Raw genomic sequence first — 22,663 nt, forward strand, 5'->3', positions numbered from 1 at the left:
CATCCTGTTATATAAGATACCCTCCCTAAAGAGAAGCAGACTCATGTATCCAGTGATCACAGTTCCAGCCTTTAATGACAACTACATCTGGTTGATCCGCCACGAAAATCACTGCCTGGTGGTCGATCCGGGCGATGCCGCCCCCGTGCTGGAACGGCTCGAGGCATTGGGGCTGGTGCTCGATGCCATCCTGCTGACCCATCACCATCACGACCATGTCGGGGGCGTCACCGACCTGCTTGCCCACTTCCCCCACGCCCGGCTCTATGGCCCCAAACTTGACCCGATGCCGGATCACCACGGTCAGTGGCTGGAAGATGGCGATCAGATCAACTGGCACGGCCTCGCCCTCGAGGTGATCCATGTGCCCGGGCACACTCGCGGCCACATCGCCTACCACGGCAACGGCATGCTCTTTTGTGGCGATACCCTCTTCTCGGCCGGTTGTGGCCGCCTGTTTGAAGGGACGCCGGAGCAGATGTACCACTCGCTGCAACGACTCGCCGCCCTGCCCGATGAGACACTCATTTATTGTGCCCACGAGTACACCCTCTCCAACCTGCGTTTTGCCCATGCGGTCGAGCCGGACAACCCGGCGATCCGCCGCCAGATCGGGCTGATCAGCAAACTGCGGCAACAGGGGCTGCCAAGCCTGCCAACCCGGCTGGGTGACGAACGCACTTTCAACATTTTTCTGCGCTGCGAACAGGATTCAGTGAAATTTTCTGCTGAAAAACATGGGCTAAAATGCGTGGAAAATCCGGTAGATACCTTCACCATCCTGCGTCAGTGGAAGGACGTTTTTTGAACAAACCTTGATCAGGGGGCCATTGCCCCTTATGATGCGAGCTGTTTTTCCTAAAAATGACCGGAACGAGATGAAGGTACGAACGGCCTTATTGGCAGCGCTGTTGCTCAGCGGCTGCCAAAACCTGAGCCATCAGGATGACCGGGCGCTAACGGCAATCGAGCCGATCAAGTCCCCCCAGGTCAAGAAAAAAGCGCATAAAAAACACTCTTCCCATTTCCTGTTTGGCGATGAACAGCTGGACGAAATGGAAGATACGGACAATCTGTGGGTGCGTATCAGCGATGATATGCAACTGGAAACTCCGGACAACCCGCGCATCCGCCAGCAACGTGAGTGGCTGTTGCGCAATGATAAGCATCTGGCGACCATTGCCAGCCGGGCTGAACCCTACCTCTATCTGATGGTAGAGGAGATTGAACGGCGTGAGCTGCCAATGGAGCTTATTACTGTCCCGATGATCGAAAGCATGTTTGATCCTCATGCCCGCTCCCGCAGCAATGCCGTCGGACTCTGGCAGTTTGTGCCAGCGACAGGCAGAAACTTCGGTCTGCGCCACGACAACTGGTATGATGGACGGCGCGATGTGCTGGCCTCCACCAATGCGGCGCTCGACTATCTGGAGTACCTGAACCGCTTCTTTGACGGTGACTGGCTGCAAACGCTGGCCGCCTACAATGCCGGTGAAGGCCGGGTGCGCAACGCCATCCAGCGTAATCAGCGCGCAGGCAAGCCGACCGACTACTGGTCGCTCGATCTGCCGCGCGAAACCCGGATGTATGTGCCCAAGATCCTCGCCATGGCTGACATGATCAGCAATGCGGACAAGTACAATATCCAGTTGCCGGTGCTCGCCAACGAGCCGAAGCTGCGTGTGGTTGAGACTGGCAGCCAGATCGATCTGAATGTGGCCGCCCAACTGGCCGGTCTGCGCACGTCACAGCTCAAGGAGGTCAATCCGGCCCTGAGCCGTGGCGTGATGTCGCCCCGTGGCCCTTACCGCCTGCTGGTACCGGTGGAGTATGCCGATACCCTGGAGCTGGCACTGGCCGATCTGCCCAAGAGCGAGCGTATTCGTACCCGCTCCTATCAGGTCACCAGTGGCGATACTCTGTCGCGCATCGCCCAGAATCACGGCGTCAGCGTGAGCGAGCTGAAACTGGCCAACAATCTGCGCAGCAACAACCTGCGTCGCGGTCAACAACTGGTGATCCCGACCCATGGTCAGGTCAGCAGCAAGGCCAGCTCCGCCAGCAAACCGCAGCAGCTGGCAAGCCGTGGCAGCAGCCAGAAGGCCAAGGTCAGTTACAAGGTGCGCTCGGGTGACAACCTGTGGAGCATCAGCCAGGCGCACGGCGTCTCCCACGAAGAGCTCGCCAAGTGGAACGGTCTGAATGCCAAGTCGGCGCTCAAGCCAGGCATGAAGCTGGTGGTCTATCCCAAGCAAGGGAAGAAGAGCGACAAATCGATGGTGTATCAGGTTCGCCGTGGCGACTCCATCTCCTCCATCGCGGCTCGCTTCCAGGTGGCTATCAACGATGTGATGCGTTGGAACCAGCTGGATAAAGGGGATTACCTCAAACCCGGTCAGGAGCTGACCCTGTTTGTGAAGAACAACAGCTAAGCCTCACCGCGTGAACCCGATAAAAAACGGGGCCAGTCATCTGACTGGCCCCGTTTTTTATTACTGCGGCTAACCGCTGCTGTGTCTAAGCCGCCGACTAAAACAATGGCTTGGCGCCGCCTGCGGATGCATCACCGCTCTGCAGGCAAAACTATCACAGCTATTCCCAGAGCCTTGTCGGCACCACCATCAGCACGGTGCGCTGACCGATCGCCACATTGGCATTGGGGAAGACCACCGCCTCACGCGGCTTCTCGACCGTGTAGCGCAGCTCGCCATCCTCGGCCAGCACGAACCCTTGGGGGAATTCGGTGAAGTTGTCGACATCGCTGGCGAACAGGAAGCGAAAGTCCGCCGATTTTTTGGTGATCACCCGATCGATGGCAAACAGGGTGAAATCATCCGCCCGCCACGGCTCCAGTGCCACCTCATCCTGAGTGACCAGCTCCTGCAGCGCCTGCCGGGTTTCGATAAAGCGGGTCATGTCGTTCTCGCCAAACGGGCGCACCTTGCCCAGCTCCACCGTAAAGGCGTGGGCACCATGCTGGCGGGAGCTGTAGTAGCTGAAGGTCGTGGTCGGGCTGGCGGAGAGCAGAATAGTACGCACCCCGCAGGCGCCGAGGAACTGCACCTGCTCGCGGCAGTGAGGCCGCTCGTGGGGGAAGGGGTAGACGGCAAACTTCTCGTGGCGCGAACCGCGAATGGCGGTGTGCAGATCGTAGTGGTAACGGGGACGAGCCGGATCGGCAAAGAAGCGGCTCACATACTGCTCGAGACGCATGGCACGGATCCGCTCCCGATTGCAGAGCCCCTCCCCCTTGCTGTGAGCACCGGAGAAGAGCCGGTTCATGTTCTCCTCCACCTCCCGCAGCCCCAGATTCATCGCCGCCGGATTGCCAAACAGGAACAGCACCCGATGGCGGGCGCTCAGCTCGCCAGAGAGCAGACGACTCAGCAGCTGGTTGCAGATCTCGATGGGAGCGGTCTCGTTGCCGTGAATACCGCAGGAGAGGACGATATCCTTGCGCCCTCCCGGCTGGCCGCCCGCGCCACTGGCAGGCTCCAGACAGAGCACGCCGGTATCCCAGACACTGACCCGCGCACCATCGGGCAGGGCAAATTCAAAGGGCTCAAGCTGCCACTCATGGCTGCGGGTCAAGGCCAAAAAATCGTGCTGGGGAATCATCCGTCTCACCCTCTCGCTCTGGAATACTATGGCCGGATTATACGCAAGGCATCGCGGCTTAAAATCGTTTTTTAAACAAATTCAAACATTAACGATACAAGTGTGATAACAATCTAACGATGACAGCAATGACAGTAGCGATGTGGAATAAAGAGGAGAGGAAAAAGGATCAACGTAAAGCGGGGGGAGATAAAACAGACAACAGACCTGGCGGCTGGGCGCCACGGGGCAGAACAGCAAACGACTCAGCAGAAAAACAAGGCGTCCATGCCCGGTTGATTAACCACGCCAGAACGGCTTGGTGGTTTCTTGATAACGGTCAGCTTCGTTCAGGCCGATGTCTTTGAGCAGGTACTCGGGCAGCTCGGAGAGCTGGCGACGGCTGCGGCTGCGCTCCAGCCAGGTCAGAACGGTCATTTTAACGCGAGCAACCAGATTCAATTGGCTGGAATGCTGGTAACCGGTTTCGGTATAAGTCATGTTGGCCATGATGTGGCTCCTCTGAATATTTGTTTACGCACAGGGCTTTATTTGATGCGCAAAGCTTAGTCAGGGAGCAGGGCCGACTCAATTGACGAATTTTGATACGTTACATTAGGAAAACTAATAGTAAAAAGCTGACTGATACAATTTTAATTGTTTGATTTATAAAGAATAATTAAATCACCATTCGACCATCAACGGCCCGCAGCATATTGTGCTGCATGGCACCCATCTATATATGCATTTTACTGCTTTACATATGCAGGGATGGACAAGGTGTGAACAACTGGCAACAGCGGAGTTACACGAAATTGTTAATTTAATGATCTTGTGATGACCCTTATTTAACACAATGAAACATAAATAAAACCAGCACCGCATCCCCATTCAGAGGCGCACATTGCCCCCTCCTCAAAGTGCCTCTTGGCACTCTAACCGCATGCTGGTATGTTTATTTATACAGTAGTTTTGCTACCCGCAGCAATGTCATACCTGATGTCGTCAACAGCGGGTCAGACCACAGGATCATCGATGGATACCTTTACCCCTACCGCCGCCCTGCGTCAACAGATGGCCGCCATTGAAGCCTCTCTCAACCAGCTGGCCGATCTGCTTGGCCAACTCGAGCTGCAGGAGGCCCATGTCTATCCCCTCCCCCCGGTGCCACAGGGGGAAGAACACGACCCGATCGAGCAAATTGAGGTGGGCTATCTCAACGGTGAAGCCGCGCTGGCGGCCACCCTCGCCGCTTATCGGGACCACAGCGCCCGCCCCGGCTGCTCCACCAAGGCAACTCATCGGCTGCCCGGCTGGTTGCGCTTTCCTGCCGCCGCCGCTCCGCTGATCCAGCCTCTGGTTGAGGAGATCAATCAGCGCAAGCTCGATTTCAAGGGGCTGGTGCAACAGGCGGGGGGACGGGACGAGAAGTTCGAGCTGGTACATACCGCCCTGCCCGGCGTGATCACTCTGCAGGTCTACCGCAAACTGACCCTGTTGGCGGGGGAGCTGCAATCCCTTGGCTTTACCTGGGCTGACAAGCAGACCATCAATCGCCTCAGTCGCGAGCAGGTGCTTGAGATGCTGGAGCGCAGCCGCCGCTACATACCGGCCCTCTCCAACAACGAGGAGTGGAGCAAGATGGTGGATCAGGAGGTGTACGACATTCGCCGTCTGCCCGCCGATGCCGAGCTGCGGATCCGCCGCCCGGTCAAGACTCACCCGATGATCAACCTGCTCTGGCTGGAGCGCACCCCGCGCAAGCAGCAGATCAAGGCGAGCCTGCCTCTGCTGCTCTGCTCCGATACCCCGCCTGCAGTCACCCATCTGGGCAACTATCCTCCCAAGAGCCGGCAGGCGCGGCGAGATCGCAAAATTGGCGGCGAGCCCATCATCGAGCGGCTGCACCTCTATCTCTATCAGGGGTGACTGGATCAGGAATAGCTGGGCCGCCTTGCCGCAATAAACGAGTATCCCGCATCTGCATCCCAAATAAGAAAAGGGAGAACATCTCTGGATGTTCTCCCTTTTCTGTATCGATAGGCGGTATGAAAGGTGGCGTCGCCAATCAGCCCATCAGCAGGGCCCGCAGGCTCTCCACATCCAGCCCGCGCACCTCGGACTGGCCGCTCAGCAACCCATCGGCCAGCGCCCGCTTCTCGTCGTGCAGGGCGACAATCTTCTCCTCCACCGTCTGCTCGCACACCAGCCGGTAAACGGTCACCGGCTGGGTCTGCCCCATCCGGTGCGCCCGATCGCTCGCCTGATCTTCCACCGCCGGGTTCCACCAGGGATCGAGGTGCAGCACGGTATCGGCCTGGGTGAGGTTGAGGCCGGTCCCCCCCGCCTTGAGGCTGATGAGGAATAGCGGCACCTCCTCGTGGCGAAAACGCAGGATGGAGTCCTGACGGGACTTGGCGGAGCAGCCGCCATCCAGATAGCAGTAATCCCAGGATTTCTGCTCGATGCGGGCCCGCAGCAGGCTCAGCAAGTCTACAAACTGACTGAACACCAGCACCCGATGACCACCGTCAATCGCCTCTTCCAGCAGGGCCATCGCCTCATCCAGCTTGCTGCTGGTTTGCGACCACTCGGGCATCACCAGCTCCGGCGAACAGCAAAGCCGGCGCAACCGGGTCAGACCACTCAACACATGCATCAGGGCACGACCATCGGCACTTTGCACCTGCTGCACCACTTCACGCCGAGTCGCCTCGTAGAGCTGACGCTCTTCGGGGGAGAGGCTGATGTGGTGAATGATCTCGGTCTTGTCTGGCAGCTCGGTCAACACCTCCTGCTTGAGACGACGGAGGATGAAGGGGCTGATCACCGCCCGCAGCAACGCCATATGCTGGGGATCCTTGACCGCCTTGCCAAAGCGGCGCTTGAACTCGCCAAGGCTGCCGAGCAACCCCGGGTTGATAAAGGTAAAGAGGCTCCACAACTCCCCCAGATGGTTCTCGATGGGCGTGCCGGAGAGGGCGAGGCGAAAATCCCCTTCCAGCTGGAACAACAACTTGGCGCGCTGGGTACCGGCGTTTTTGATCTGTTGGGCCTCATCGAGCACCATGGAGGGCCAGCGACGCCCCTTGAGCGCCTCCGCCAGACTGCCGAGCATACCGTAGTTGATGATGATCACCTGCCCCGCTTTGGCATCGCGAATAATGCGCTCGCGCTCGGCGGGATTGTCAAAGATCACCACCTCCAGCTCGGGGGCGAAACGGGCCACCTCCTCCTGCCAGTTGGTGACCACTGACTTGGGCACCACTACCAGGGCAGGGCCAAGGTGCTGGCGCATCCGCAGCACGATAAGCGCCTGCAGTGTCTTGCCCAGACCCATGTCATCGGCCAGACAGGCACCAAAACCGTGATGGGCCAGGGTCGCCATCCAGCGCACCCCCTCTTTCTGATAGTCCCGCAGGGAGGTAAGCAGCTCGTCCGGGCAATCGACCTCCTGCTGCCACTCCTGCTGCAGGGATTGCCATGCTGCATCCCCTTCGGTGGTAATGACCGAGAGCAGACGAGTGAGCGGATAGGCCAGCTTGTTGTTGATGCGCTGCTCTTCATCGAGCATGGCCCCCAGCATGGTGAGCCGCTCCACCAGCTTGTCGCTCAGCATCAGGCTGGTCTTCTCGTCGAGCTGAACGGTGCGCTGCCCCGGGGTCATCTGGCGCAAAATAAGGCGTAGATCGAGGATCTGGTGCTCATCGAGGGCCAGTGCCCCTTCGACCTGGAACCAGTCCTGCCGCCGCTCGATGCGCAGGCTCAGAGCCGCTTCATCGAGGCTCTTGAGGCGGGCGCTGTCCTGATGCCAGTGAATGACCACACCGGCATCCACCAGCTCGGGCAGGGCATTGACCAGCGCCAGCGCCTGTTCCCCCTGCAGCAGCCACTCGCTGCCGGGCAGGCCGATGGGCAATTGATTGCGCAGTAGCTGGGCCTGCCCCTTCTCGGCCGCGAGATCCCGCTGCCAGTAGTGGTACGCCTTGATCCCCTGCCGCACGATCGCCTCCCCCTTGCCAAGGGGCTGGGGCGGCAGATCCTCAAAGCGGGTCACCAGCTTGACCGACAGCTGACCATCCTGCCAATCCAGTTGCACCGAAGGAATGCCCGGCCAGGGAGCCAGTTCGGCGTTGCCGCTAAGCCCCGCAACCTGACTGTGCCAGGGCAGCTCGGGAATAGCGTCCAAGGTGCGTTGCAGCTCGGCCAGCCCCTCGGCGGGCAGCAGCGGGATGGATTCGAGCGCAGGCAAGCGGTCGAGCAGCGGCTGCGGGGTGAGGATCAGCTGCCACAGATCCTGCGCCAGCGGCATGATATGGGTCCCGCGAGCGGCCGCATCGGGGCAGAGCTGCGCACTCATCCCCTGCTCGGTGGCCACCACCTGCAGCAGGGGGGCGCTGATGGCCAGTTGCAGCTTCTGCCCCTTGGCGTTGAACAAGCGGGGGTGATCGGCCAGCGGCGCCCAGACATCCCGCGGCAGTCGTCCCATCACCCGTGGCAGAGTGCGAACCAGTGCCCAGTCGTGCTCATCGAGCATGGCGGCATACTGGGTAGAGAGCAGGGCCGGATCGACCCGGCGACCGGCGGTCCACTCCCCCTTGGTGCTCAGCTTCTGGATCTTGCACTCCAGCTCGGGACCGTCGGCATGGAGCAGCCACACCAGCCGCTCCTGCGGCTTGCGCACACCACTGGAGCGTCCCAGCCCCTGCAACCAGTTGAGCCAGCTGGCAGAGGCCGCGGTTTTATCCTCGTCCCCGTCATCATCCTGCTCATCACTGCCCTCTTGCGTACTCTCCTCAATGCCGCGCAGTTGGCACAAGGGCGCCCCTTTGGCCGCCTCGCCCAACAAGATACGCAGCAGATCCTGACAAAATGCCATCAGGCGATGATGTGGTTCGGCATCGAGCAGATGGGAGAGATCCCACTTGTGCAACATGGCCACCTGCGGGCTCTGGGCTCCGTGACGGGCCAGCGCGCAGAGATCGAGCCAGAGATAGCCCCAGTGGAGCTCCTCCACCGGCAGTTGCAGGGTATCAAACAGGCCGACCGCCTGACCGTGGCGATCGCCCGCCCACTGGCTGAGCAGGTCGGCAAGCAGGGGGAAATGACCAGTCAGACTGCGCTGCCACTTCTTGCGCTGTTCGCTGGCGATGACGGGATCGGCCTGCTGCAACCAGCCAAGCCAGAGCAGGGCGCTGAATGAACGGGGCCACTGGCCCGCTTCACCCTCATCGGTTGCCTGCCACTGGCCCAGCGCGGTGAGCAGCCGCTCGCCAAGCGGGCCGCTCTGGTTCTGCTGTGCCAGCGCCTGCAGGGCCGGCCAGCCGGGGGCGGCATCCTTGTCCTCGCCGGTTGGCGATGTGCTCTCGCCATCCCCGCAGAGCCAGCGCCACTCCGCCTCGAACGCTTTGGCCCGGGCCTGCACCTCGGGGGCGCAGCGCACCAGCGCATTAGCCAGCGGCCAGCGCTCTTCATAGGGGGCATCAAGCAAGAGTTGCAGCGAGAAGTGCTCCAGCAACATTTGCTGCCAGGCGGGGCTGGAGCCCGCCAGCAACTGGTGAGCGTCCGGGGTATCGAGCAGGGTCAGCAGATCGCTGGCCGAGAAATAGGTGGGGATCTCCCCCGCTTTGCCGCGACAGAGCTCGCGCACCACCGCATGGGTGAGATCCTGCCCGGTCAATGAGGGCACCCGGCTCCAGTCCGGCGCCGGGCAGAGACCGGCACGCACCCCCAGGATCAGCGCCAGCGTCCCCTCGGCGGTCAGGCTCCACTGCTGCTCCCCGCGCAATCTGACCAGCCCCGCATCCTGCAGTCGGGTCAGTTTATCGATCAGGGCATGGCCTATCGCCAGTTGTTCTTGCAGCAAACGGGTACTGGCAACGCGCTGCAATTGCAGGGTGGCGAGCAGGGCATAACTATCCGAAGAGAGGGTGGACGCAGACATCAAGACTCACGGGCAAGTGCAAAAGCGGAATTTTAACGGTAAAGCGCCAGCGGCTCGACCCTTTACCGTGAAATAACTCAAAAAAAAACGGCCATCCATGATGACCGTCGAAAGTAACGAAGGAAATAGCCGGATCATCCGGTTACCTCCCACAGCGGGAAAATCGGGAGCGCTAGCCCCTAATTCGTGGAGCCAATGCTAGAGGTTGGCGCCCGAAAAAGCTTTGAAGCGGATCACAGTTGAAAAGGATTTCTGAAAACGGTTTCAATTTTTGGCGGCAAAAAACCATGATTTCGCGCCAAATGAGCCATGTCCCCACCCCTCCTGCTCACCCGGTACAAGCGGTAGAAAACCTTATAACGGTCGCTTGTCGAACGCCCATGTGCGGGCAGCTGTCAGCTGTATAGCTTCACCATAACCTGCCGCCCGCAGGCTAAATTTCAGGGCAACCGGGCATGGCCGAGATGGGCCAGGAGAGCACGAATCGGCTCCCTCCCCTTCCGGTAGCTTGGCAAACCGCGCTGCCACCGTGGGCCTCTGCAATCGCCTTGACCACGGCGAGTCCGAGTCCGCTGCCGCCGCTCTTGCGCGAGCGTGACGGATCTCCCCGACGAAACGCATCGAAGATACAGGCGGCGACCTCCTCGCTGATGCCAGGCCCCTCATCTTCCACACTCAGGACGCACAAACTCTCCGAGCGATACAGCCGCACGGTCAGCAGGCCCGGCAGCGCGTGCTTCTGGGCATTTTCCAACAGCGCCATCAGAGCCTGACGGATACGAAACAGATCGCAGCAGACATGAAGTTCGCTATCGAGCTCCCGCTGCAACACAAATCCGTTCGCCGCCAGAGGGCAGGCAAACGCCTCAAGCACCACGGCAAGCTCATCGGCCAGCCTGACCTCGGTCCGCTGCAACTCCAGATGGCCACTGTCGTTGAGGCTCAATACCCGCAAATCCTCGATCAGGTGATTGAGCCCCTCCACCTGACGCAGCAACCCCTCGAAGAGTTCGCTGCTGGGCGGAAATACCCCTTCGGCCAGCCCCTGCAAACGGCCGCGCAAAATGGTCACCGGAGTGCGCAATTCGTGGGCGATGGCGGCATTCCAGAACTCCCGCTCGCGGGTCATGCTCTGCAGCCGCTCGGCCATGGCGTTGAAGTCGCGCACCAGTTGCGCCGTCTCCCCGATCGCCTGCTCATCCTCCGGCACACGGGCATCGAGTTTGCCCTCGGCCACCTCGCGCAGGCTGGTTGCCACCGAGTTGAGGGGAGTCAGGATGCGACGAGAGAGGCGCACCGCCACGTACAGCGCCATCCCCAATGCAATGAGAATGGTGGAGCCGATCCATAACATCTCGACTCTGGAGGGCACCCAGGTCTCGGAGATGCTGCCCGGCACAAACGCCACGGCGATACCATAAAACACATAGGTGCCGATCACCGCGAGGGAGATGATGCCAAGCGTCATCAAGCCCATAGAGCGGATGATCTGCCTGCGAAGGCCGGGCGCCGATTTCATGCATCGCCCCCGAAGCGATAGCCAACGCCCCAGACACTGGCGGGGACCCCCTGAATGCCGTGTGTCTCCAGTTTTTTGCGCAACTTGCTGATGTGGCTATCCACAGTGCGCTCCTGGGTATCCCCCTCCGGCAGGCAGTGAGTCAGCAGTTCGGCGCGACTGAACACCCGTTTCGGCGCCCGCATCAAAGAGGCAAGCAACTTGAACTCGGTCAGGGTCAGCTCCAGCACCTGCTGCTGGTCATCGCGGAAAATGCTGGCCTCGTGGCTCTCCAGATCGATCTGAAACTGGCCGACCCGCAGCACATTCGCCGTGGCAGGCTTTACGGCTCGGGTGCGCCTGAGCACGGCCTGCACTCGCGCCACCACTTCGGCCGGATTGAAGGGTTTGACCACATAGTCATCCGCCCCCATGCGCAGCCCCATCAGCTTGTCGAGATCCTGATCGAGGGCGGTCAACATGATCACCGGCGTGTCGCCACGCGCCCGGATCTCGCTGAGCACCTGCCAGCCATCCAGTTGCGGCATCTGCACATCCAGCAGCAGGAGATCGGGTTTGAATGCCTGATGCATGGCCAGCGCTTCACGGCCATCGGTGGCGTGCAGGGAGCGCAAGCCATGACGTTGCAAGTAAGCGGCGAGGATGTCGGCGATCTCGGCTTCATCCTCTGCAATCAGTACCAGTGACTGGCCCGCCGGGCTGGCGGAAGCATTGAGATGGGACATAGTCGGACTCGAAAAAAGGTGGCGTTGAACTTTATCATCGCCTCCATGGATTCTCCACAAAGCCTCGAATCATTCGCAATAGCCCCTCGCCATAATGGCCGCTCGATGCACTCTCCGGTCACATCACACCGGAGAGACGGTTTAACGAGGTGAGTGGATGATGTTTGTCAAACAGCGGTATGCGGGCGCCCTGCTCGCCGTCATTGCCGCATTCGGGTTGGCGGGTTGCGATGTCGCGCCGCAAGAGCAGGAAGCACCCGCCCCTCCTCAGGTGTCGGTGCTGACTCTGACTGGTCGGGAGCTTGTCATCAGCGAGGATCTGCCCGCCCGGGTGGCGGCACTGCGCAGCGCCGACATTCGCGCCCAGATCAGCGGCATCGTGCAGCGCCGCCTGTTCGAGCAGGGCGCCGAGATCAGCGCAGGCACAGTGCTGTTCCAGATAAACCCGGCCCCCTTCAAGGCCGATGTCGACAGCGCTGCCGCCGCATTGCAACGGGCCGAGGCCGTGCTGGCTCGCGCCCGCATCCAGATTGACCGCCTGCAGCCGCTGCTGCGCACCGACGCCATCAGCCGCCAGACCTATGACGATGCGGTCTCCCAGCGGGATCAGGCGGCCGCCGATGTAGCCCAGGCCAGGGCGACTCTGGCCCGGCACCAACTGAACCTGCAATTTGCCAGCGTGGAGGCCCCCATCGCCGGACGTATCGATCAGGCGCTGGTGAGTGAAGGGGCTCTGGTGTCCCCCACCGATACCACACCCATGGCCCGGATCCAGCAGATTGATCAGGTCTACGTCGATGTGCGTCAACCGGCCTCGGTGCTGGAATCCCTGCGCCAGCAGGCTGGCTCAACGGCACCGGAACTGGCGGTGGAGATCCTCGGCAGCAATGGCACGCCGCTGGGGATGCAGGGGCACATCCTCTTCTCCGGCATAGAGGTCGATGCCGGGACCGGCGACGTGCTGCTGCGGGTGCTGGTGGATAACCCTGAGCGGCGCCTGTTGCCCGGCCTCTATGTGCAGGCGCGCATCCCCCGAGCCCGCTATGCCAACGCCCTGACCGTGCCCCAGCAAGCGGTAGTTCGCACCTCGGGTCAGACCAGCGTGTGGGTGGTGGATGGCCAGGGGCAGGCACAGCTGGTTCCGGTCAACACCGCTGAACTGGTGAGTAGCCAGTACCGTATCGCGTCCGGGCTCAGTGCCGGGCAACAGGTGGTGATCGAAGGGATCGACCGTCTGACCCCGGGGGTTCAGGTCATTGCCTCCCCCTGGCAAGCACCCGCTGTCAGCCAACCGGCTGACGGTGGCATTCGCTGAATCGGAGAGTTATCCATGCCGCAGTTTTTTATCCATCGCCCGGTGTTTGCCTGGGTGATCGCCCTCTTCATCGTGCTGGCAGGGGTCATCGCCATCCCCAAGCTCCCCATCTCCCGCTACCCCTCGGTGGCGCCGGTATCGGTGACCCTCTATGCCGCCTATCCGGGCGCCACGCCGCAGACCCTGAACGATGCGGTGGTGAGCCTGATCGAGCGCGAGCTGTCGGGAGTGAAGAACCTGCTCTACTTCGAGTCCTCTGTGGACGCCTCGGGCAGCGCGCAGATCACCGCCACCTTCAAGCCGGGCACCGATCCGGAGCTTGCCCAGATGGACGTGCAAAACCGCATCAAGGCGGTCGAGCCTCGCTTGCCACAAGCGGTACGGCAAACCGGCCTGCAGGTGGAGTCCGCCTCATCCGGCTTTCTGATGATGGTCGGCATGACCTCACCGGATGGCCGCTTCGATGAGGTTGCCCTCAACGACTACATGGCACGCAATATTGTGCAGGAGCTGCGCCGCATCGACGGGGTAGGACGAGTGCAACTGTTCGGCGCCGAACAGGCCATGCGCATCTGGGTAGATCCGGCCAAACTCGCCGCCTACGGGCTGACCATCGGCGAGGTGGCACAGGCCATCGAGCAGCAGAACATCCAGATTGCACCGGGGCGCCTCGGCGACGAACCCGCCCTGCCGGGCCAGCGCCTGACGGTTCCCCTCACGGTTCAAGGCCAACTGACGACCCCCGAGGCGTTCGCCGCCATCGTGCTGCGAGCAGGTGGTGATGGCGCCAAGCTGGTGCTGGGTGATGTCGCCCGGGTCGAGCTGGGGGCGCAATCCTACGCCTTTTCCAACCGCGAGAACGGCGTGGCTGCTACCAGCGCCGCCATCCAGCTCTCCCCCGGCGCCAACGCCGTGCGTACCGCCGATGCGGTGCGCACCCGTCTCGCCCAGCTAGCTCCCACCCTGCCAGCGGGCATGGCCTATTCGATCCCGTTTGACTCGGCCCCTTTCGTCAAGGTCTCCATCGAAAAGGTGATCCACACCCTGCTGGAAGCCATGGTGCTGGTGTTTCTGGTGATGTTTCTCTTCCTGCAGAACCTGCGCTACACCCTGATCCCGGCCATCGTCGCCCCCATCGCTCTGCTTGGCACCTTCGCGGTGATGCTGCTGGCCGGCTTTTCCATCAACTCTCTCACCATGTTCGGCATGGTGCTGGCCATCGGCATCATAGTCGACGACGCCATCGTGGTGGTGGAGAACGTCGAGCGCCTGATGGCTACCTGGGGGCTGTCGCCCCGGGAGGCGACGTCGCAGGCCATGAAAGAGATCACCGGGGCGGTGATCGGCATCACCCTGGTGCTCACGGCGGTGTTCCTTCCCATGGCGTTTGGCAGCGGCTCGGTGGGGGTCATCTACCAGCAGTTCACACTGTCGATGGCGGTGTCGATCCTGATTTCGGCCTTCCTCGCCCTGACCCTGACGCCTGCGCTCTGCGCCACCCTGCTGCGTCCGGTCAGTCCGGATCATCATGAGAAGCGCGGCTTCTTCGGTGCCTTCAACCGGGGTTTCGAGCGGTTCACGGCAGGCTACGGTGCGCGGGTAACCCAGCTGGTCGGGCGCAGCGGACGGATGATGGCAACCTTTGCCGCCCTCTGCGCCGTGCTGGCCATCGGCGCCGCCCAGCTGCCCTCCTCTTTCCTGCCGGACGAGGATCAGGGCTACTTCATGACCTCCATCCAGCTGCCGACCGGCGCCACCAGCGAGCGTACTCTTGAGGTGGTCAAGGCCTTCGAGGCTCACGTCGCCTCTCGCGAGGCGCTGGACACCAACCTGGTGGTGCAGGGCTTCAGCTTCTCCGGCGCAGGCCCCAATGCGGCCATAGCCTTCACCATGCTCAAAGATTGGGATCAGCGTCATGGTGCCACGGCAGCCGAAGAGGCAGATCTGGCACAAGCAGCCATGGCAAATATTCCTGAAGGCACGGTAATGAGCCTGCTGCCGCCCGCCATCGACGAGCTGGGCACCGCCTCCGGCTTCACCCTGTTCCTTCAAGACAGGGCCAATCGGGGGGAAGCCGCGCTGCTGGCCGCTCAGGCCCAACTGCTGGAACTGGCTGCCAAAAGCCAGGTAGTCAGTGATGTGTATCCCGACAATCTGCCTCCCGGCGAGAGCATTCACCTCGAGATCAACCGACAGAAGGCCGAAGCCATGGGACTCTCGTTCGCCAGCGTGAGCAGTACCCTGTCGGCCGCAATGGGGTCGCTCTACGTCAACGACTTCCCCAACGGCGGGCACATGCAGCAGGTCATTCTGCAGGCCGACGCGTCGGCGCGCATGCAGCTCGATGACGTGCTCGGCCTGCGGGTGCGCAATGCCAGCGGCGGCATGGTGCCCCTGCGGGAGGTGGTGACACCGGAATGGCGCGAATCGCCGCAACAGATGATGCGCTTCGATGGCTTCCCTGCCGTGCGTATTGCCGGAGGGGCAGCGCCCGGCATCTCCAGCGGAGCGGCGATGGCGGAGATGGAGCGTCTGGTGGCGCAATTGCCGCCAGGCTTCGCATTGGCCTGGACGGGACAGTCGTTGCAAGAGCGCCAGTCGGCCGAGCAGGCCCCCCTGCTGATGCTGCTGTCGGCGCTGGTGGTCTTCCTGGTGCTGGCGGCACTCTATGAAAGCTGGTCGATCCCGCTCTCGGTGATGCTGGTGGTGCCGCTGGGCCTGCTCGGTGCCGTCGCGGCCGTGATGCTGCGCGGCATGCCCAACGACGTCTTCTTTAAAGTAGGCATGATCACCATCATCGGTCTGTCGGCCAAGAATGCCATCCTCATCGTGGAGTTTGCGCGCCAGTTGCACAGTGAAGGGCGCTCGCTGCTTGATGCGGCTGTTACTGCTGCCCGCCTGCGCCTGCGCCCCATTCTGATGACCTCGCTGGCCTTCACCCTCGGGGTGGTGCCCTTGATGCTCGCCAGTGGCGCCAGCGCGGAGACCCAGCACGCCATCGGCACCGGCGTGTTTGGCGGCATGATCAGCGGCACCCTGCTGGCCATCTTCTTCGTACCGGTCTTTTTTGTCTTCATCATCGGCACCCAGGCGCGTATTCAGGCCTGGCGGGCACAGCGAGCATCCAACAGCATTCATCCGGATCAATGACCACAGATACACAGGCAGCCGGATGGTCCCTCAGCATATCACCAAAAGCAAAAGCCCAACCTGCTAAACAGGTTGGGCTTGGTATGTGGCGGAGAGACAGCCCGCTATCAAATAGTCCAACTCAATCCAATGAAATAAAAATAACCATTTAATATCAATACACTACAACCAAACCTGTCCAACCCCTTTCAATGCCATACAACAAAAGCGCACACTCAATGGCATACTGGATGGCATACTGATTTCACCAAGAGGTGGCATAATGGCAACACTCACCGACACCAAGGCCCGCAACCTGAAGCCCGAAGAAAAACCCCTCCCCCATGGTGGGGTCACTGGCCTGGCCCTTCATCCATCAACGATAAAAGGAAAGGGAAAATGGGTGCTGCGATATGTCAGTCCCATCACAGGAAAACGCCGCAATGCTGGCTTAGGCTCCTACCCCGAAGTCTCGATTTCAGATGCAGGTAACCTGGCTCGTTTAATGCGTGAGCAACTGTCCAAAGGGCTAGACCCCCTGGAAATGAAGAAAGAAGAAGCCACTAAGCCAGCGATACCCACTATCGAGATTGCGGCTCGCCAGGTGCACCAACAGCTACTCCCTGGTTGGCGCAATCCCAAACATGGGAAGCAATGGCTCTCGACCCTGGAACAATATGCCTTCCCAGTCATCGGTCGGCAGCCCATCAACACCATCACCCCGGCACATATCGCCAGTGTACTGCAGCCAATCTGGCTGGTGATCCCGGAAACAGCCACCCGCGTAAAGCAACGCCTGCATGCTGTAATGGCTTGGGCGTGGGCTCATGGTTTCTGCCAAGCAAACCCTGTCGATGTCGTGGATAAGCTCTTGCCAATGCAGCCCAGTAAAACAATTCGCACTCAGCACCAACCTGCTATGGATTGGCGGATACTGCCAACGTTCTACCAGCAGCACTTGGCAAACGCAGAGCGTTTTGATGTTAGCCGTGCCCTTCTTTCATTCGTTATCCTGACAGCCTGCCGCTCTGGCGAGGCCAGAAAAATGCGATGGGATGAGCTCGACCTAAACACAGCAATCTGGACTATTCCGGCTGACAGGATGAAAGCACAAGTCATTCACCGCATTCCATTATCTCTTCAAGCTATAGCCATATTAGGAAAGGTACGGGGTCTACACGGCGAATGGGTTTTCCCCTCTCCACGTAAACAAGTACCGCTGACAGATATGGCGCTGACTACTCTGCTCAGAAGAGTCGAGGCTCCCAGCACGACACCTGGCCGAATGGCAACTGCTCATGGCTTTCGCTCAAGCTTTCGGGACTGGTGCAGCGAGCAAGGTTATGCGCGTGATCTCGCTGAACGGGCATTAGCTCACACAGTTCAAAATAAGGTCGAAGCGGCCTACCATCGGACTGACTTGCTGGACCAGCGACGTCCCATGATGGATGCATGGTCTGAGTTTGTTGCTGGAGAACTTCCAGCCAAATAAGAGAAGCGGCCAGAGGGCCGCTTCTTGCCGGAATTATTTATAAATAATTACTTTATCAACCCAATCAGCAATAAATATTCATTAGCGCCTTTATTTGCCAATGTAATGCATATGGAAATAAAAAACAAAATAGACAATATAAACATCATCAGACCAACAACTTCTATAGTTTTCATTATAGTGTTGAGGATTACATCCGGATGACTACCCTTCACTGGTGAAAATGAAATCACCCTGTAGTGAACGTGTATTTTTCGCAGGAATAAACATATACTTGCAATAGCACCATAAAGTGCAATTGCTATCAAAACCCAAGCCATAAAGACATGAATACCAGATAGCTCCCTTGCTATAGCTATTTTGGCGAACATGATAAGAATCGTACATGGAGTGATGTTCCTAATAAAGTTGAGGAAATCCTCCATGCCTCCCCCCAAAAAATATGATTGATATTTCATTCTTTAACTCACTCCTATGCCTAACAATAAATGATAGAAAGATAAAAATATATATTATATCGCTCCACCTATATTTAGCTTTACCATTAAAAGATATTTTCCAAGGACAGAACTCAGGAAACCTGATGGCCTATTATAGTTCTTGATTGGTCATTGTCACTTCCGGTTAATCCTCTCAGACCAGAACCACCGAACAATATATCTATAGTAAAAATCAGCACCTGCAAAGAGTGATGCAATGCTGCATAAAAGGCAATGTTGTCATTATTTGTTAGCCTGTCCGTCAAGTGATTTTGCGTTGGTGATCATGATAAACCTTTTGCCATTTCGCATATTCATCCTTATTTCCTCTGGCCTCCCAGAATGAACTGATACTCTCTGCTAAATCTGCAGCCATGGCATGATCTCCATCTCTGCGGCACACCAGATAGTGAGCTAACCAGTTTTGATACTGCTTCATGATTTCCTCTCGAATTCATCTTATCGATAATATGTCTCATCAATTAACAGACTGATATTTCAAGCTGAGTAATATGTCGATAACCAACATAATAGTTGCCTGGTTTTGTCAAGATTCTCATTATCGAAGTACAGATAGCATTTAAAATTAAACACATGCACAATCAAACTTTTCTAGTTTATTTTTCCGACTACATCAGTCTCAGTAATGAGATACTTTTCATGAGACTTCTCAGCAAAGAAAAGTGAAAGTGCATTTTTCGCATCGACATCACCATTGAGTGCTGCAGTAGATAACCATCGATAAGCTTCACTTTCATTACGATCAACTCCCTCTCCTAATAAATAAGCAACACCCAAGTTAAATTGCGATTCCACATGCCCTTTAAGGGCTGCCTTTTTATACCACACTGCAGCAAGACTATGGTCTTGCTCAACGCCATCACCATGGTCATAAGCAATCCCAAGGTTATATTTAGCATCGGGATGCCCCTGTTGGGCGGCTTTGTAATACCACGTAAATGCTAGTGAAGGGTCTTTTTCAACCTTATCACCAATGTCATATGAAATACCAACCGTAAATTGAGCTTCGGGATTACCTTGCTGTGCCGCTTCCAGTATCAAATAAAATTCATTTTTAACATCAGGTTTCAACGCCACCTCATTTAGATTAGAATTTAAAATAAACAACAGCAACAACGAATTCATGAGCTTCAACCTCGATGCCAATATAATTTATACGTTCACAATAGGACTATTGATATTACCTATCTAGTGAATTCTATTGCTGTCCCTTAGAGCAGAATAATCAATATCATGTATGCTATGTATTTCGGCATCATGATAAACACTCATTAATGATAACAGCTGTAATTGATAGTCAACCCTAGCTATTACATACTTAAAAAAACTAATGCCTGCTATATTCTCTGTCTTGTAAATGTTCAGGACACTTACATATTTTACTAGTTTAGAAACATGATAGGCTGGTAATCTCTGCTGTCTATCCAAGTACCCTAATTATTTCATTGCAATCGCACCGCGTGGGTCAGGGCGATAGCAAAATGGAAAAAGCGCCAGCCTACAAGAGATGCCAGGCTGGCGAAAGTTCAGGTCCATTAGCCGGCATGCGTACCGACCATCCTATTTACAGCTATCTGCCGTTATTGTATTAATGAATTCCTCTTCATCGATAAAGTGTCTAGCAAGCCAAGAGCGATTCACACATTGCATTGCAAAAGACAAAGGCCCAGCTACAGCTATACTATAAAAATTTACATCAGAGCATCAGAGTGATGCTCAATACATACAACATGCCTCCCAGGTAAACAAAAATCATGAGCGAGATGTGATTTGTTTATGAATGCCAAGCCTGATGTATAACTTGACCACATTTTCCCGTTAGCTTAGCTCGCCGTCTTGATTGTCGTTTAAGCGAATAATGTTCCTTATTCTCTTTGACATAACACACAGATAAAAAAAGCCCCGCTTACGCGAGGCTAAAAACTTCCCAATTTATCAGCAGGATAGGTGAAACCAAACAATGAATAAAAAGATGCTCGCACACGCATCACCACAATAGCAATATACTATTGCTTTCAGGCATAAACACTATGCATTGAAACAAACAATAACACATGATGTAAAAGTGAAATTTATCTGAAAAATTAAAAATCACGAATGATATCGCATGGTAGCAATCACTAAGAGCGCTTTTAGGATATCCTAAGTAGTTGTTCCAAATAGTAAAGCACCAAAGAAAGGAACGTCAGCCTGTAATCTATTCACCTAAATGTATATTATTCAATCTCGATTTCATTAAAAGACCCTGATCCTTTCCCACCATTTGCATCAACCGCACCACCTTCATAGACAAAGCGATATCGATAATAGGGTCTGACATTTATCACTCTCAGCTCACCATTGGTAATATTATTACCATCAGCAAATGATAATGGCTTACTTTCTGTTATTTTTTCTGGGTGGCTACATGTTATGTCATGACATCCATATACGGCCCAGACCCCGAGTGAGCCAGGCTTACTTTGTCGCCAATAGCCACGGAAAACAAATTTTCTAGCAGCAAACGAGGTGCTGTAAGAGACTTCAAAAAATGTCTCATGTGCAACCCAACCAAAATTTTGCAGCTCCAGGCGATAAACGACACAGTTTGGAGAATATCCAGTTGTCCAAGCGCCATCTAGAATGCATTGACGGCCATCACTGCCGACATAGAGCCCCGCACCCAGTGCCGTGACCCCCTGCAAATGACCAACTGGATAAGGCAGTACATAAGTCACCTCATCCCCTTGATCCGGGCCCCCGCTAATTGAACGTGGTTGAGCTCTGACTGCTATATATTTTCCACTCATCTGTGGTGTCAGGAAAAGTGACAATGAGTGACCATACTGCAATGATTGAATCAACTCTCCATCAATCGTTGAGATATAAAAATGATAATTCATATCCGGTGATGGCAGATCGCCATCTGCGTCATAATAACCTGGGACAAATTCAATTCTGTCGCCAACCAATAAACGCCCCTTATACTCAGGTACAAATACTGGCTTATGGCCTATCAAAGCAGGAGTCAATGAAGATACGACAGCATGGCTATGCACAACGTACATAAAAAATAGCAACCAACTAATAACTCGTATCATATAGCCTCTTAAATTAAACTGTCTAAAAAATCGAAAACCGTCCTACATGCTTTGATTTGTGTACTGTATAATATGGGTGTTGAAGCAAAACCCAATCTGAACCATCACTATTTTTGATCACTTTAGAAACAAAAACCCTATTTGATGTATATAACTCAGTTATATTTTTAACTCTTGGTTCTTGGCTGGAAAGAACATCAATTTTATATGTCAAAAAGAAAACAGTATTGCCACTCTTACCATAGATCCCTTTGAATGAAACCAACTTATCAGTCATCTTGTTTTTTACAACTGACTCGATCAAGCCAAACTTACATGTTGTATAGAAATTCAATTTACTATCATCTGATTGGGCATGATAATTACAACCTAGCCCGTTGATAAATGGGTGTATTGCATAACCAACCAGCAATGTAAAACTAATATATTTTATATACCTTGAGTTTTGATAAATCATTTTCATATCCATATAAAAATTCTCCAGATTTTCCATTCAGCTCTGCTTTAATTACCTGCTGCTGAGCACTGTCCAAGATAAATATCCCACACACAGAAGCATCTTCGACTTGATAACAATACCACTCATGCGTTGAGTCATATACAAAAATAGCAACAACTAACATAACCAACGACAATGCATAGAAAAATATTTTTAACGCTAAGGAACGGAGCAAATTAAATCTTGACAGCTCACGAACTTTGGCAAATAAATGGTTGTTACTTTTTTTGCTGGCTAGGACACGCTCTTGCAAATCTGATGATATCTTCTCATTGCCCCTTATTGCCACGTTGTCTTCAATCAAAGTGGTATCAAAAGCCTCTGTATCATCTTGCGTATCACTCCTCATCTCTGGCTCCTCCAAGCAGGATTCTGTCAGACTGGAGATGATCCGAGCGGCCTCTTTACCTGGATGAAATATATATCCACGACGATGAACAGTTTCAATCGATGAGCCAGTTTCCGATAGGTTTTTCCTGATATTTTTGATTGCCACCACCAGAGTATTAGGGGCAACTATGCTCTTCGGCCATCCCGCACTTAGCAGATCATCTTGTGACCTCAGCAACTCAGCATGCTCGATGAAATGGCTAAGGAGCAAGGTTTCGCTTCGGCTCAATCTGGCAAGCGGCTTACCACACCAAACCAGCTCACCAGAAACAGTATTCAACTCAAGCATTGCTCCCCCAGTCATACTCAGCAGATGATGCGTACACGCTTTTACTTTTAATAAAATAATAAACGCGAGATGATCGGTTACGCAATACACTACACGTAATTATTATTACGTCTCGCAGTCCATCAAGGGCTCAATAGAGAACCCAAGGAGACAACAAAGACGATTATTGAATTAATAAATATCA

General features: G+C 56.0%; 17 protein-coding genes. 6 read left to right on the top strand and 11 right to left on the bottom strand.

Translation table 11 applies throughout. The features are described 5' to 3' along the window. Nucleotides 1-43: 43 nt before the first annotated feature. Both gloB and LRL22_RS18070 read left to right on the top strand, forming a co-directional pair. The gene (gene gloB, locus LRL22_RS18065) at nucleotides 44-808 is read left to right on the top strand and encodes a hydroxyacylglutathione hydrolase (protein WP_111899478.1); all 765 of its coding nucleotides are present in this window, start codon (nucleotides 44-46) and stop codon (nucleotides 806-808) included. A 70-nt stretch (nucleotides 809-878) separates the two neighbouring features. Then, nucleotides 879-2,432 (top strand): lytic transglycosylase, encoded by a 1,554-nt coding sequence (locus tag LRL22_RS18070; RefSeq protein ID WP_058055865.1) that lies wholly within the window; start codon nucleotides 879-881, stop codon nucleotides 2,430-2,432. A gap of 160 nt (nucleotides 2,433-2,592) precedes the next feature. Here the strand turns inward: LRL22_RS18070 and astE are convergent, their stop codons facing one another. Together astE and LRL22_RS18080 are read right to left on the bottom strand one after the other, a co-directional pair. Then, complete coding sequence (gene astE / locus LRL22_RS18075) at nucleotides 2,593-3,618, bottom strand: succinylglutamate desuccinylase (RefSeq protein ID WP_069526733.1); 1,026 nt, start codon at nucleotides 3,616-3,618, stop codon at nucleotides 2,593-2,595. A gap of 279 nt (nucleotides 3,619-3,897) precedes the next feature. Next, the gene (locus LRL22_RS18080; RefSeq protein WP_005337823.1) at nucleotides 3,898-4,107 is read right to left on the bottom strand and encodes a DUF1127 domain-containing protein; all 210 of its coding nucleotides are present in this window, start codon (nucleotides 4,105-4,107) and stop codon (nucleotides 3,898-3,900) included. A 525-nt stretch (nucleotides 4,108-4,632) separates the two neighbouring features. Between LRL22_RS18080 and LRL22_RS18085 the strand changes: the two genes are divergently transcribed. After that, on the top strand, nucleotides 4,633-5,526 hold the full coding sequence (locus LRL22_RS18085) for a DNA replication terminus site-binding protein (protein WP_216978392.1): 894 nt from the start codon (nucleotides 4,633-4,635) through the stop codon (nucleotides 5,524-5,526). 139 nt (nucleotides 5,527-5,665) lie between these two features. Here LRL22_RS18085 and LRL22_RS18090 read toward each other — a convergent pair whose 3' ends face one another. The 3 genes from LRL22_RS18090 to LRL22_RS18100 form a co-directional block, all read right to left on the bottom strand. Continuing rightward, the gene (locus LRL22_RS18090) at nucleotides 5,666-9,541 is read right to left on the bottom strand and encodes a DEAD/DEAH box helicase (RefSeq protein ID WP_270906017.1); all 3,876 of its coding nucleotides are present in this window, start codon (nucleotides 9,539-9,541) and stop codon (nucleotides 5,666-5,668) included. 433 nt (nucleotides 9,542-9,974) lie between these two features. Further along, a complete protein-coding gene (locus LRL22_RS18095) occupies nucleotides 9,975-11,060 on the bottom strand; it encodes an ATP-binding protein (RefSeq protein ID WP_270906018.1) in 1,086 nt (361 codons plus the stop codon). Then, nucleotides 11,057-11,785 (bottom strand): response regulator, encoded by a 729-nt coding sequence (locus LRL22_RS18100; RefSeq protein WP_270906019.1) that lies wholly within the window; start codon nucleotides 11,783-11,785, stop codon nucleotides 11,057-11,059. The genes LRL22_RS18095 and LRL22_RS18100 overlap by 4 nt, the downstream gene beginning before the upstream one ends. A 157-nt stretch (nucleotides 11,786-11,942) precedes the next feature. On the opposite strand from LRL22_RS18100, the gene LRL22_RS18105 reads away from it, so the two are divergent. From LRL22_RS18105 to LRL22_RS18115, 3 genes are all read left to right on the top strand, one after another. Then, nucleotides 11,943-13,100 (top strand): efflux RND transporter periplasmic adaptor subunit, encoded by a 1,158-nt coding sequence (locus LRL22_RS18105; RefSeq protein WP_270906020.1) that lies wholly within the window; start codon nucleotides 11,943-11,945, stop codon nucleotides 13,098-13,100. A gap of 15 nt (nucleotides 13,101-13,115) precedes the next feature. Next, nucleotides 13,116-16,250, top strand: a complete 3,135-nt coding sequence (locus LRL22_RS18110; RefSeq protein ID WP_270906021.1) for a multidrug efflux RND transporter permease subunit — start codon at nucleotides 13,116-13,118, stop codon at nucleotides 16,248-16,250. A gap of 262 nt (nucleotides 16,251-16,512) precedes the next feature. Beyond that, complete coding sequence (locus tag LRL22_RS18115; RefSeq protein ID WP_270906022.1) at nucleotides 16,513-17,721, top strand: tyrosine-type recombinase/integrase; 1,209 nt, start codon at nucleotides 16,513-16,515, stop codon at nucleotides 17,719-17,721. Nucleotides 17,722-17,768: 47 nt separating this feature from the next. Here LRL22_RS18115 and LRL22_RS18120 read toward each other — a convergent pair whose 3' ends face one another. The 6 genes from LRL22_RS18120 to LRL22_RS18145 form a co-directional block, all read right to left on the bottom strand. Then, nucleotides 17,769-18,179, bottom strand: a complete 411-nt coding sequence (locus LRL22_RS18120; protein WP_270906023.1) for a hypothetical protein — start codon at nucleotides 18,177-18,179, stop codon at nucleotides 17,769-17,771. 283 nt (nucleotides 18,180-18,462) lie between these two features. Then, nucleotides 18,463-18,639, bottom strand: coding sequence for a hypothetical protein (locus LRL22_RS18125; RefSeq protein ID WP_270906024.1), 177 nt, complete (start codon nucleotides 18,637-18,639; stop codon nucleotides 18,463-18,465). Between the two features lie 173 nt (nucleotides 18,640-18,812). Further along, complete coding sequence (locus LRL22_RS18130) at nucleotides 18,813-19,346, bottom strand: tetratricopeptide repeat protein (protein WP_270906025.1); 534 nt, start codon at nucleotides 19,344-19,346, stop codon at nucleotides 18,813-18,815. Between the two features lie 1,091 nt (nucleotides 19,347-20,437). After that, complete coding sequence (locus LRL22_RS18135; RefSeq protein ID WP_270906026.1) at nucleotides 20,438-21,301, bottom strand: hypothetical protein; 864 nt, start codon at nucleotides 21,299-21,301, stop codon at nucleotides 20,438-20,440. Nucleotides 21,302-21,323: 22 nt separating this feature from the next. Then, nucleotides 21,324-21,770, bottom strand: a complete 447-nt coding sequence (locus LRL22_RS18140; RefSeq protein WP_270906027.1) for a hypothetical protein — start codon at nucleotides 21,768-21,770, stop codon at nucleotides 21,324-21,326. Continuing rightward, nucleotides 21,721-22,479: a winged helix-turn-helix domain-containing protein gene (locus LRL22_RS18145; protein WP_270906028.1), complete on the bottom strand. Its 759-nt coding sequence runs from the start codon at nucleotides 22,477-22,479 to the stop codon at nucleotides 21,721-21,723. Before LRL22_RS18145 ends, LRL22_RS18140 begins: the two co-directional genes overlap by 50 nt. Between the last annotated feature and the right edge of the window lie 184 nt (nucleotides 22,480-22,663).

The sequence above is a fragment of the Aeromonas sp. PI_26 genome (assembly GCF_027854445.1).
Classification (GTDB): Bacteria; Pseudomonadota; Gammaproteobacteria; order Enterobacterales; family Aeromonadaceae; genus Aeromonas; species Aeromonas veronii.